This is a genomic window from Kibdelosporangium phytohabitans, assembly GCF_001302585.1.
Classification (GTDB): Bacteria; Actinomycetota; Actinomycetes; order Mycobacteriales; family Pseudonocardiaceae; genus Kibdelosporangium; species Kibdelosporangium phytohabitans.
This window is the reverse complement of record NZ_CP012752.1, coordinates 4293799-4305724: the sequence shown is the minus strand read 5'-3', so window position 1 is coordinate 4305724 and position 11926 is coordinate 4293799. Positions and strand designations below refer to the sequence as shown.

The window sequence follows — 11926 nt, the reverse complement described above, 5'->3', positions numbered from 1 at the left end:
GTCGAACTGCCGCGCGTTGGACAGATTCACGGAACCCGCTCATGGCGGGTCTGGGAGGCACTCACTCCGTCCGGGATGGGGAGGAGCCTCACCGGCGATCCGTGACGCCGGGCAAGAAATTACAGGCGCCGGGTCGACCACGCCATAGGCCTAACGATCTAGGCCACGAAAGTGTGAATTGCACGCTCAGGTGTCACAACTTCGACAATCCGTACTTCGATATCGTCGGTGTCATGATCACCATCGGGCCACTGGAAGCCGCGGACCGCGCGGCCTGGCAGAAGCTGTTCGAGGGCTACAACACCTTCTACGAACGCACGGTGCCGCAAGAGGTCTACGACCGCGCGTGGGCCGGGTTCCAGTCCGGTGAACGGATGCACGCGCTGACGGCCAAGCTCGACGCCACCATGGTCGGCATCGTGCACTTCCTCGTGCACGCCAGCACGACATCGGCGGACGTGTGCTACTTGCAGGACCTGTTCACCTCCGACGAGGCACGTGGCAAGGGCGTCGGCCGTCAGCTGATCGCGGCGGTCAGGGACTGGGCCGTTGAGCAGGGGTGCTCACGCGTCTACTGGCACACCAAGCACGACAACCACACCGCGCGCCTGCTCTACGACAAGGTCGCCGAGAACCGCGGCTTCATCCACTACGTGATCCCGCTCGACCGGTGACCGCCCGTCACGCACACCTTCGACACGGTTGCCGCCGCTGACCGCAGTTCGCTGTCGGCCACGGTCGGGTGCCATGGTCGGCTGGAAGCTGCGCAGGTAGTGGCACCGTTCGGCCAGTGCGATCAGCTGTGGCGCGTGTTCGGTGTCCGTCGCCGCCAGTGCGATCAGGATCGTGCCGATCAGCGACACGTCCATGATGTGTTTCTGAGGTGGTCGACCGCGCGCCGCCACTGCCGGAGCCCGACGTCGGTCTCCCCTCGGGCAAACGCGATCTCGGCGAGCACCGCCGAACTGGGCAGGAGCTCCTCGGTGACGTCGTCCGCGCGGTTCAACGCGGTCAGCGCGAGCCACTGCTCGGCTTCGCCGACCCGGTCGAGTTGCAGGCTCCCCACCACCACCGCCCACCGGAACAGGCCGACGAACGACCAGACGCCGAGTTGTCCGAACACCGGCAACGCCATCCCGCAGGTACGTCCGTGTCTGCGCGGGACTGCCGAGCACGAAGGTCAGGCTGGACGCGACCGCCGGCGTGATCGCCCGCATCCACGGGTAGCCGGCGAGGTAGCGGTCCGGCTCGCGCCGCAGCGCGGCGAGCGCTCCTTCCGGGTCGCTCACTGACCGGTGGACGTAGCCACCCGGGTCGTCCACCGGCAACCGGCGCAGGATGTGCAACAGACGCCAGGAGGGGGCGCCTTTGCGGGTGAACGAGGTGATGGCGCACCATCCGGCCACCGCGCGCACCGCGTCGACGAATTCCGGTTCCGGCCGGTGATGCGACATCATCCACGTCGTCTCGCGGACAGTAGGTTGGTCGGCCGTTCGCCGTCCCGCCCCGGCTCGGGACGGCGAACGGCGGGCTCAGATCGTCACGCTGACATACCGTTTCCCCGTGGTGCTCTCGACCAGCACACCAGCGACGTCCGGCGGCGCCACGAACGCCGAACCGTCCAGTGTGGTGCCTTCGGGTTTCTCCTTCGGTGGCACGGTCCAACTGCCCGCGGACTCCCGTGTGCCGTCCTTGCTCACGATGAACAACCTGCACGGCTCCCCTGCCGGGATGCCGCTGACCGTGGCGCTGACACGTACCCAGCCCGCGGCCGGGGTGATCCGGACCGCCATCTTCGCGCCGGTCGTGCCGTCGGTGCCGCTGGCGAGTTTCACGCCGGACGGCTGAGTGGCGGGCGGTGGTGTGGGCAGCGCGGTCGGTTCGGTGGTCGTGGACTGGCCGAGCAGGACACCGCCGCCGACCAGTGCCGCCGCCGCGACTGCGGCGGCCGCGGTGGTGAGAAAACGGCTGCGGCGCTGGGTGGCCGACGATTCCTTCCGCATCCGGTGCAGAGTCCGTTGCAGGACCAGGTCCGCGTCCTCCGGATACCCCTCCAGCAGTGCCTCCTGCGGCACTTCGCCGAGAAACTCCTGCATCTGTCGCAATGTGTCCGTCTCCTGCCGGCACTCCGCGCACCCGTCGACGTGCTGTCGCACCTCGGCGGCCTGATCCGGTGGCAGCTGGCCGGCGACGAAGGCGTCGATGTCCACGTGCTGCTGGTCGGACGTGCTCATCAGGCCACTCCTTCCATCCCGGTACCCCGCGCGGTGAACAGGTCACGCAACGCCCGTAAGCCGTAGTAGGACCGCGACTTCACCGTTCCCGGTGGTATACCGAGGGTTTCCGCGGTCTCGCTGACGCTCTGCCCGCGGACGTAGATCTCGACGAGCACCGACCGGTGCGCGTCCGGCAGCTGTTCGAGGGCACCGAGCACGACGAGCGAGTTGACGACCCGGTCGGCGTGGTCCTTCTCGACCGCCACCGTGGCGGGTGACTCGGCGACTTCCTTCGGCCGGGCGTTGCGCGCCCGCACCCCGTCGAGCACGAGGTTGCGCACCACTGTCAGCAGCCAGCCGCGGACCGAGCCCTTGCCGTTGACCAGGGCGTCCGGGTGTTTCCACGCCCGGATCAGCGCCTCCTGCACGACGTCCTCGGCCGTGGCGCGGTCGCCGGTCAGCCGCTGCGCGTACGCGAGCATCGCCCGGCCGTGCTCCTCGAACAGTGTCCGGACCAGTGCTTCGTCGGCGACTTGACGGTGCCGAGGTCTCACCCCGCCCATCCGTACCCACCTCCACGGCCTCTTCCAGTTCCCGACCCACACGCGTGCTGCGCCGCAACGGCTCACCCCAATCTATGTGACACGAGTCACACGTCAATCGGTCCAAGATTCTTCTGAACCGGCCCGGCCCGGTTCGCGTGTGAGGCGGACAGCGAGTCGCTCCTGGAGGGAGTTCCCATGGCGCGCAAGCACTCCGCGGTTCTCGTCGCGCTGCTGGCGGTCGGCGTCACCGCCTGCACCCACCAGGAACCACCACAGGACACCTCGGCCTTGGCGGTCGAGAAGAACATTCCCGCCAAGGCCGAGCCCACACCGCTGCTGCTGTCCGGGACAGCGCGGATGTACAACGTCGCACCGGACTCCGAAGGCTGGGCACAACTGGGCGTCGGCAAGTCCGGTGCGCTGGACCCGGTGCTGGTCGACGCAGCGGGCCTGACGCTGTACCGCTTCGACGACGACAGCTCGAACCCACCGCGATCCCACTGTGACGGCGACTGCGCGACGGCGTGGCGGCCGGTGACCGTGGCGGCCAACGGCCGGATCTTCCTTGACGGTGTCCGGAAAGCCAGCGTCGGCGTGGTTCGCCGGAGCGACGGGGCGCTGCAGGTCACCGTCGGCGGCTGGCCGGTCTACCGGCACGCGGCGGACACCAGGCCCGGAGACACCACAGGGCACGGCGTGGGCCGGAGGTGGTTCGGCCTCAGCCCGTCCGGTGAACGGGCCAGCAGCACGATCCTGTTCGACGGCACGGCGTTCGACGACAGCGAGCCCACGCAGGCCGTGACGGGCCGTGGCTGCGTGAACCTGCCCAGGCCCGGTGTGACGTCGTCGGTCACCTCAAGCGGGTGGATCACGCTGTGGTCAGGGCGGGACTGCACCGGCAAGTCGGTGACCGTCCGCGGCAAGGTCGCCGACCTCGCGTCCGCCCGCTTCGACGACACCGTCGTGTCGGTGTCCAGCTAGCACGGCGTGCACGACAAAGGCCACAGTGGCTGCGGGAATCGGTCAGGCGAGGGTGACCAGTGCCTGGATCGGGAAGTGGTCGGACGGGATCTGGGCGTCCGCGGCGAACGTGTTGATCGCGGCGAAGCTCGTGGTCGCGCCCTTGGTGAGGATCCAGTCGATCCGGCTGCCGCCCGGCCGGATGCCCCGATAGCCGTGGTAGGTGGAGTACAGCGGGCTCAGCCGCTGCCGTGCCGCGGTCCACGAGTCGGCGAAGCCGCCTTCGGTCACCAGCACGTGGTAGCTGCGCGAGCGCGTGGCCGGGTCGTTGAAGTCGCCGATCAGCAGCACCGGCAGTCCTGGCGCGAACTCGCCGATCCTGGTGCGAACCAGGTACGCGCTGCGGATGCCCGCTTCCTCGGAGTGGTTGTCGAAGTGGGTGTTGACGCCCGCGAACTCCCTGCCGGTGCGCAGATCGCGGAACCTCGCCCACGTCACCATCCTGGGCACGAGGTTGCCCCACGACATCGAACCGGGCACGTCCGGCGTGTCCGACAGCCAGAAGTGGTGCAGCTCCAGCGCTTCGAGCCGCCGCGAGTCGTAGAACAGCGCGGTGAACTCGTCCTTGGTGCCGCCGTCGCGGCCGATGCCGATCCACTCGTAGTACGACGGCAGGTCGCGGTCGATGTCCCGCAACTGGTCGTAGAGGCCCTCCTGGGTTCCCAGCAGTGTCGGCAGCTCGCGGTTGAGCAGTTCGGCCATCACCGGGCGGCGCCGGGCCCACGAGTTCGGTTTCGCGTTCGACGCGAACCGCAGGTTGTAGGACATCACGTGCAACGCGTCACCCTGTGCCGGGCCGATCATCGGCGCGGGCACGGCGTCGGCCGTGCCCATCAGCATCGCGAAGCTGAGCGCGAGGGTCGCGATCAGCCCGAGCGCCCTTCGGCGCACACCTGTCCCGGACACTCCCCCACCGCCCCGCGTCTCAAGCCTGGCGTTTGCATTCCGAGTACAGACGTTCGGCCACGGCGGCGAGTTGCCTGCCGACCGGGCCGGTCACGTCGGGATCGATCAGGTCGACCACGCGCCGCCGCACGCTGGCCAGGTGGGTGGGATACGCGGACCGCAGCCGCTCGAACCCCGCGGGCGTCAGGACGGCGTTGTACCCCCTGCCGTCGGTGTCCGTCCGGCGTTTCTCCGTCAGGCCCCTGGCTTGCAGGTTGTCGACGACCCGGGTGATCCGGCTCGCCGACAAGGCGGTCGCGGTGGCGAGGTCGGCCATCCGCAGCTGCCGGTTCTGCGCTTCCGACAGGTGCATGAGGACGGAGTAGTCGGTCAGCGACAGTCCGGTGTTGCGCAGCAGGTCGTCGTCGAGCGCTCGGGGGAGCGACACCATCAACCGCGCGAGCGCACGCCACAAGGCTTCCTCTCGCGCGGTCAACGGCTGATCGTCCATGACGGGATTATAGCGGCACAAAGTAAGCGGCCACTTATATGAAAGGTCAGATCAACGGACGGACCTGCTCGGCCGCGAACCGCACGAACCCCGCCGGATCCGGCTCGTCCGCGGTCGGCTGCAGGACCACGGTGTCCGCACCGGCTTCGGCCAGCCGCCGCACGGCCGCGGCGACCTGCTCCGCGTTGCCCGCCACACCCGCCTGGGCCCCTTCGTTGTCGGCCGCGAGCCGTTCGGCCGCACCAGCTCCGGTCGCGGTCAGCAACGAGACGACCACGTGGTGGTGCCCGCTCCTGCCCGCGGCGGCACGGCCTTCGTCGATCAGCTGCCGCGCCGTGCGCAGGACGTCCGGCGTTGTCGCACTGGTGAGGATCGTCGCGTCCGCGACCTCACCGGACAGCCGGACCGACCGCGGCCCGGTCGCTCCGACGTACAGCGGCGGCACGGTCTGCGGCGGCCAGCCCAGCTCGACATCACGCAGCTTGACGTACCGGCCCTCAGTGGTCACGCGTCCTCCGGCGAGCAACGACCGCATCGCCACCGCGTACTCCCGCAGGAGCGTCAACGGCGACTCGGCACGGGCACCGACCTGCCCCATCCAGTCCTGGACACCGTGGCCGAGACCGAGCAGGACCCGGCCCGGAAACAGCCGGTACAGCGTGGCCGCTTCCATTGTGGCCAGTGCGACGTTGCGCAGCGGCACCGGAAGCAGCCCGACGCCGACCTTCAGCCGATCGGACAGCGCGAGCGCGGTCGCCGCGGTGGCGATCCCGCTTTCCAGGAAGCAGTCCTCCCACACCCACAGCTCGTCGAACCCGGCGTCCTCGACCGCGCGCACGAAACCGCGCAGGCTTTCCGGTGGCATCTGGGGGCGGAAGACAGTGGCGAGACTGGTCACCTGATCTTTCATACACCATCGGTGAAGGGCTGCCGGTCCGGTTCGCAGGTCGTGCCCTGCGGCGGCACCCGGAGGTCGATCAGGTACGCGTCCCTGATCCGATCGGTGCAGGCGCCCGTGACGGCGTGCCCGTGGCCGTCGACCACGACCAGCCTGGTGTTGCCCATCGCCCGCTGCGCCTTGACCGCAGAGCTCAACGGGGTCACGGGGTCGAACCGGTTGTTGATCAGCAGCGCGGGCACGTCCGACCGCAGCCGCCAAGGACCGGTGTACCGCTGCGGCGGTGTGGGCCACGAAGCGCACGGCTGCCCCGGGTAGAGCCAGAACCGCCCGTAGTCCGGTACGGCGAGATCGAGCACCTTCGTCATCGTCGGCCACGCGCCCGGCTGCTTCGGGTGGTCGACGTCGGCACACGTGATGGCGGTGAACGCGGACAGGAAGTCCAGGCGGTAGGCCGTCGCGCCGAGGATGTCCTTGACCACGCCGGGATCGCCGTCCACGCCGCGCTCGACCGCGTCGAGCAGCTGCGCCAGCGCGGGCCACCCTTCGCGGGTGTCGTACAGCATGTTCACCTGGGCGGGGAGGATGTCGCGGTACCGGACCGGGATGGCGGCATCGCCCTTGCCGACCTGGATCGGTCCCCGCTTCAACCGCGCCAACAGCGACGCGTCGCGACCGGCGACATCCGGCCCGGCGAACGCGCACGCGGGCTTGCCCGCGGCGGTGCACAGCCTGGCGAACTCGGCGAACACCCCAGCCGTGCCCCGCGCCCGTTCCCATGCCGTGTGCACATTCGACTGCGTGTAGGCGACGGGATCGATCATGGCGTTGAGTTGCAGCGCACGAACCCGGTCGCCGAACAGCGCACCGTAGACCTCGCCGAGGTAGCTCGCGTACGAGCCACCCGTGTACGTCAGCTTCTGGTCGCCCACCGCGCGCCGCAGCAGATCCAGGTCCCGAGCAGCGTCCACTGTGGTCAGGTGGCCGACGAGGTCGCCGCTGTGCCGCGCGCACCCGTCGGCCAAGGCCTTGCTGCCCTTGCGGGTCTGCCCCTCCTCGGCCGCGCCGACCGGCGGCATGGGCAGCGTTTCCCAGAACCGGTCCTGGTCCTGCGGTGTGGCGAAGCACCGCACCTGGCGGCTGCGCATGATGCCGCGCTGGTCGAACGTCACCACGTCGAAGCGGCCGGCCAGCTGTTTCGAGACGAGCCCGTGGCGCGCCGCGTCCACCCCGGACCCACCGGGGCCGCCGACCGCGGTGAACAGGGTCCCGATCCGCTTGCCTGTCGCACGCTGCCGCAACACCGACAGTCCCAGTTTCGCGCCACGGGGTTTCGCGTAGTCCAGAGGCACTTGCGCGACCGCGCACTCGTACTGGCGAAGCCCTTCCTCGGTGCACGGTGCCCAGTTCAGCACCGGCGTCGGGGCGGCATCAGCTTGCGCCACAAGGCTGTTCGCGGGCGCGGCAGCGGCGGTGGCGGGAACGACCGAAGCCGCGGCGAGCACGCCGACCGTCATCAGCTTGAGCATCACCGACTGAGGATGACGCAGCGACACCGGACACGGCGTCATCCTTTGGATCGACTTCAGGACCTACGGAAGTACCCCGTTGTGCCGCAACGTGGACAGCGCCGCCACCGTGCGGTAGCCACGCCATTCCAGCTCAGCGGCCGGTGAGTAGCTGTGGAAGTCGACCGTCCAGCCGCCGTCCGGCTGCTGGGCGCCGGCGAGGCGGGTCAGTTCGGCGGCGACGACCTCCGGTGTGACCAGCCGCCTCGACGGGCAGTCCGGCAGCGGTGAGAAGTCCAGGGCCCGCAGCGTTTCACCTTCCTTGCCGCCGTCGACGGGGAGCAGCCCGTCAGCGGGGACGAACTGTCCGATGTGGTCGAGCAGCGCGGCGGCCTCGGGATACGTGTCGTGCGCGGCGTCGAGCACCTGGATGGCGAAGCACAGTTCGATGGCGAACGGTCGCTGCCGGATCGCCCCGATCGTCCGGAAGCAGTACGCGACCGCGTCACGCAGCCACGGGTGCGCGGCCACGGCCGGGTCGTGCCGGGCCACCCGCAACGCCACCGCGGTCACGAACGCCGTGCTCTGCAACGCGGCGGTGTCAGGATCGGCCTGCAGCCAGAAAGGCGCGCACCCGGCGGGATCGGCGACCGGCAACGCGAACGGGACGCCGCCGTCCGGCGTCGAGATCGTCCCCAGCCAGTCGCACACCTGCACCGCGCGCGGGGTCGGCGTACCCACTTCGGCGAACACCTCGAGGGCGTGCAATGCGCCGCCAGGCTGGCTTTCCGGCGCACGCAGGTCCGGTTCCAGGCCCCAGCCGTACCCGCCGTCGGGATTGCGGTAGGCATCCACAGCGGCGAGCGCGGCGTCCGCGTCGGCGGCGCCCATGAGCAGTTCGAAACGGCGGCGGTCGAGCACACGGCCATGAGTGGCCATGAACGACGCGGCCTTGGCGATATCTACCACGCCTTCTACTGTGCCTCACCCGTCTTGAACGTATCGGACACGCGCGTGACCGAGCGCCACGGGCCGTCCGGAGCAAGCCGGCGCAGGACCGGGACGATGTCCGCCGGCTCGATCCGTTCGGTGCTGCCGAGCAACTCCGGCCAGGTCCACCAGCGGATGTCGAGCAGGGTCTCGACTTCGGACTCGGTCAGGGCGGTCTCGGCGGTGGCGTGGCCCGCCCGGACGCGGGCGACGAAGAACTCCTCGTGGCTGCGGAACCACTTGCCGCGCCACATGTAGTCGCGGCGCACCGGCACACCTTCCTCGTCGAGGTCGATGTCGAGCAGACCGGTCTCCTCGAGGACTTCCCGCCGGGCCGCCGCGCTGGTGCTCTCACCGGGTTCCACGCCACCGCCGGTCGGCTCCCAGAAGTGGTCGCCGCTGACCGGGTCGTGCCAGTGCATCAGCAGCAACCGGTCCTGCGGGTCGAGGCACAGCACCCGGACGGCCTTGCGGTCGACCTCCTGCGCCGCCATGGTCACGAGATCCTTGTCCAGCCAGTCGTCGACGGCGTCCTTCAGATTCGCCGCCGACGTGAACGTGTGGCCGGTCATCCCGGCCCGCCGCGCCGCCTCGGTGTTGGCCGGGGTGTCGTCGACCATCAGGCAGCGCTTGGCGGGCGCACCCGCCAAGCGCGCCAACGCGGCGAAGACACGCGGGTCCGGTTTGGTCACCCCGAGGTCCGCCGAGGCGACCGCGTGCTCGAACCGGTCGGCGATGCCCAGCGCGGCCAGATCCCGGTGCAGCCGGTCGGTGGCGTTGCTGATCAGGCACACCGTCGCGTGCGGACGAACGGCGTCGACGATCGCCAGCACCTCTTCGTCGATGTATCCGACGTGGCCGAAGCACTCGGCGACCGCGGCCGTGACGTCAGCACCGGGGAAGCGTTCGGTCAACGCGTGCGCGATGCGGTCCTGCCATTCCCGTTGGGTGATCTCGCCCGTGGCAGCGGCTGTCAGCAGTTCGGGCCGGAACGCGGTGGCCAGCAGGCTTCCCGCGGGCAGACCCGCCTGCCGTTCACAGCGGGCGGCGATCTCCGGGTCGCGGTGGCGCAGCACGCCGTCGAAATCGATCAGCAACGCCCGACTCATGGTCACGCTCCCCCTCGACCGGTGTGACTTCCACCCGGATTCTACGAATTCGTCGCCGATCCCCAGTGGACGCGCTGGTGTGCCCGCCCGGGAGCCGGATCGACACCGGGTAGCACCACCCATTGACGCAACCTTTCGGTTGCCATAGTGTGGCAACCCGTAGGTTGCTACTGGGTGGAGGTTCATCATGGTTGTCGCCGTCGCGCCACGCTTCGACGCCCGTCAACGGGTGACATTGCTGGTGCTGCTCGGCGCGGGGTTCATGCTGTCCGTGGACTTCTCGATCCTGAACGTGGCGTTGCCCGAGGTCGGCACGGGTGTCGGCCTGCCACCGGGTGCGCTGGCGTGGGTCGCGTCCGCCTACGCGCTGCCCGCGGCGGGGTTCAGCCTGCTGTTCGGCCGGTTGGCGGACCTGTTCGGCCGCCGCAGGCTGTTCATGACCGGCATGGTGCTGCTGACCGGGGCGTCGCTGCTCGGCGGGTTCGCCACGAACCCCGAGATGCTCCTGACCGCACGGGTCCTGCAGGGCTTCGCCACCGCGATGACGCTTCCGGCGGGGTTGTCCCTGATCACCACGACGTTCACGGAAGGCGCGATGCGCGCCAAGGTGCTCGGTCTCAACGGCGCGCTGCTGTCCGGCGGGTTCACCGTCGGCGCGTTGGCCGGTGGGGCCCTGATCGGTGCGCTCGGCTGGCGTGCCGCGTTCTTCGTCAACGTTCCGGTCGCCGTCGCGGTACTGCTCGCCACACCGTTCGTGATCAACGAGAGCACGGTGCCCGAGCGGGCGAAGCTGGACGTGCCCGGCGCCGTGACGGTGACCGGTGGTCTGCTCGCCGTGATCTACGCGGTGATCGAGCGAAGCGTCGTGGCGGGAGCCGTCGGCGTGCTGCTGCTCGTCGCGTTCTGGCTGATCGAACTGCGCTCGCCCGCGCCGCTGGCGTCGCTGCGGATCCTCCGGCGGCCGTCGGTGAAGTGGGGGAACTACGCCGGGTTCGTGGTCTTCGCGATGGAACCGGCGATGATCTTCCTGCTGACGCTGTACCTGCAGCGGGTGCTCGGTCTGTCCCCTTTGGCCACCGGGCTGGTCTTCGGCCTGCCCGGCTGCGCGTCGGTCATCGCGGGCGTGCTCGCCGGGCGGTTCATCGGCCGGTTCGGCAGCCGCGTGGTGCTGGCCGCGGGCATGACCGTACAGGGGCTGGCCACGCTCCCGCTGGTGTTCACCGGCACCGACCGGGTCGCGCTCGCGATCGTGGTCCCGGCGCTGTTGTTCGGGTTCTTCGGGCACGTCGCGGCGATCGTGGCGTACACGGTGACGGCGACGTCCGGACTGCCGGACGAGGAACAAGGCCTGGCGACCGGCCTCACCTCGATGACGCAACAGGTCGCCATCACCGTCGGGATCCCGGTACTCGCCGCGGTGGCCGCGACCCAGGCGGCCGAGTTGCCGGGGATCCGCTTCGCATTGACTGTCAACGTGTTGGTCACGCTGGCCAGCACCGCGCTCGTCTGGCTGCGGCTGCGCCGGACGGCATGAGGGAAAGGAAGATCCACAATGCACACTCCGCCGATCGTCAGCGCCGAGGAATGGCACACCGCACGTCTGGAACTGCTCGTGCGCGAGAAGGAGATGACCAAGGCACGGGACGCGCTCGCCGCCGAACGCAGGCGGATGCCGTGGCTGGCAGTGCGCAAGACGTACGCGTTCGAAGGCCCTGACGGCACAGCGAGCCTGCTCGACCTGTTCGAAGGACGCCGTCAGCTGATCCTGTACCGCGCGTTCTTCGAGCCCGGTGTGCACGGCTGGCCCGAGCACGGCTGCAAGGGCTGTTCCCTGGTGGCCGACCAGGTCGCCCATATCGCCCATCTGCACGCACGGGACACCACCCTCGCGTTCGCGTCACGGGCGCCACAAGCCGACATCCGGCGCATGACGGCACGAATGGGCTGGACGATGCCCTGGTACACGGTGACGGACGACTTCGACACCGACTTCGGGGTGAGCGAACTGCACGGCACGAACGCGTTCATCCGCCAGGGCGACGACGTGTTCCGCACGTACTTCGTGGACAACCGCGGCGACGAGGCGATGGGCAGCACGTGGAGCTACCTGGACATCACCGCGCTCGGGCGGCAGGAGACGTGGGAGGACTCGCCCGACGGATACCCGCAGACGCCGCCGTACGAGTGGTGGAACTGGCACGACGCCTACGATGCACCGGCTCGGTAGTCCGGGTTAGATTGCGC

At 69.5% G+C, this 11926-nt stretch carries 13 protein-coding genes; 4 read left to right on the top strand and 9 right to left on the bottom strand.

The window, feature by feature from the left end:
- Window positions 1-233 precede the first annotated feature (233 nt).
- On the top strand, window positions 234-674 hold the full coding sequence (locus tag AOZ06_RS19755) for a GNAT family N-acetyltransferase (protein ID WP_054296761.1): 441 nt from the start codon (window positions 234-236) through the stop codon (window positions 672-674).
- 179 nt (window positions 675-853) lie between these two features.
- On the opposite strand, the gene AOZ06_RS19750 is transcribed toward AOZ06_RS19755, so the two are convergent.
- The 3 genes from AOZ06_RS19750 to AOZ06_RS19740 all read right to left on the bottom strand — a co-directional run bounded on the left by AOZ06_RS19750 (window position 854) and on the right by AOZ06_RS19740 (window position 2779).
- Window positions 854-1135, bottom strand: coding sequence for a hypothetical protein (locus tag AOZ06_RS19750; RefSeq protein ID WP_054290754.1), 282 nt, complete (start codon window positions 1133-1135; stop codon window positions 854-856).
- Between the two features lie 397 nt (window positions 1136-1532).
- Window positions 1533-2234, bottom strand: a complete 702-nt coding sequence (locus AOZ06_RS19745; protein WP_054290753.1) for an anti-sigma factor family protein — start codon at window positions 2232-2234, stop codon at window positions 1533-1535.
- Window positions 2234-2779, bottom strand: coding sequence for a sigma-70 family RNA polymerase sigma factor (locus AOZ06_RS19740; protein ID WP_054290752.1), 546 nt, complete (start codon window positions 2777-2779; stop codon window positions 2234-2236). The genes AOZ06_RS19745 and AOZ06_RS19740 overlap by 1 nt, the downstream gene beginning before the upstream one ends.
- Before the next feature lie 177 nt (window positions 2780-2956).
- Between AOZ06_RS19740 and AOZ06_RS19735 the strand changes: the two genes are divergently transcribed.
- On the top strand, window positions 2957-3742 hold the full coding sequence (locus AOZ06_RS19735) for a hypothetical protein (RefSeq protein WP_054290751.1): 786 nt from the start codon (window positions 2957-2959) through the stop codon (window positions 3740-3742).
- Between the two features lie 42 nt (window positions 3743-3784).
- Here the strand turns inward: AOZ06_RS19735 and AOZ06_RS19730 are convergent, their stop codons facing one another.
- From AOZ06_RS19730 to AOZ06_RS54175, 6 genes are all read right to left on the bottom strand, one after another.
- A complete protein-coding gene (locus tag AOZ06_RS19730; protein WP_054290750.1) occupies window positions 3785-4687 on the bottom strand; it encodes an endonuclease/exonuclease/phosphatase family protein in 903 nt (300 codons plus the stop codon).
- 19 nt (window positions 4688-4706) lie between these two features.
- Window positions 4707-5177 carry a MarR family winged helix-turn-helix transcriptional regulator gene (locus AOZ06_RS19725; protein WP_054290749.1) on the bottom strand — a complete coding sequence of 157 codons (471 nt, stop codon included), beginning with the start codon at window positions 5175-5177 and terminating at the stop codon, window positions 4707-4709.
- Window positions 5178-5223: 46 nt separating this feature from the next.
- Window positions 5224-6087: an LLM class flavin-dependent oxidoreductase gene (locus tag AOZ06_RS19720; RefSeq protein WP_218922021.1), complete on the bottom strand. Its 864-nt coding sequence runs from the start codon at window positions 6085-6087 to the stop codon at window positions 5224-5226.
- Window positions 6084-7604 (bottom strand): alpha/beta hydrolase, encoded by a 1521-nt coding sequence (locus AOZ06_RS19715; protein ID WP_225955148.1) that lies wholly within the window; start codon window positions 7602-7604, stop codon window positions 6084-6086. The genes AOZ06_RS19720 and AOZ06_RS19715 overlap by 4 nt, the downstream gene beginning before the upstream one ends.
- 63 nt (window positions 7605-7667) lie before the next feature.
- Window positions 7668-8522: a hypothetical protein gene (locus AOZ06_RS19710; protein ID WP_054296759.1), complete on the bottom strand. Its 855-nt coding sequence runs from the start codon at window positions 8520-8522 to the stop codon at window positions 7668-7670.
- Window positions 8523-8557: 35 nt separating this feature from the next.
- On the bottom strand, window positions 8558-9682 hold the full coding sequence (locus tag AOZ06_RS54175) for an HAD-IA family hydrolase (RefSeq protein ID WP_054290747.1): 1125 nt from the start codon (window positions 9680-9682) through the stop codon (window positions 8558-8560).
- 187 nt (window positions 9683-9869) lie between these two features.
- Between AOZ06_RS54175 and AOZ06_RS19700 the strand changes: the two genes are divergently transcribed.
- Window positions 9870-11216, top strand: coding sequence for an MFS transporter (locus AOZ06_RS19700; RefSeq protein ID WP_054290746.1), 1347 nt, complete (start codon window positions 9870-9872; stop codon window positions 11214-11216).
- 18 nt (window positions 11217-11234) lie between these two features.
- On the top strand, window positions 11235-11909 hold the full coding sequence (locus AOZ06_RS19695) for a DUF899 domain-containing protein (protein ID WP_054290745.1): 675 nt from the start codon (window positions 11235-11237) through the stop codon (window positions 11907-11909).
- Window positions 11910-11926: the final 17 nt, after the last annotated feature.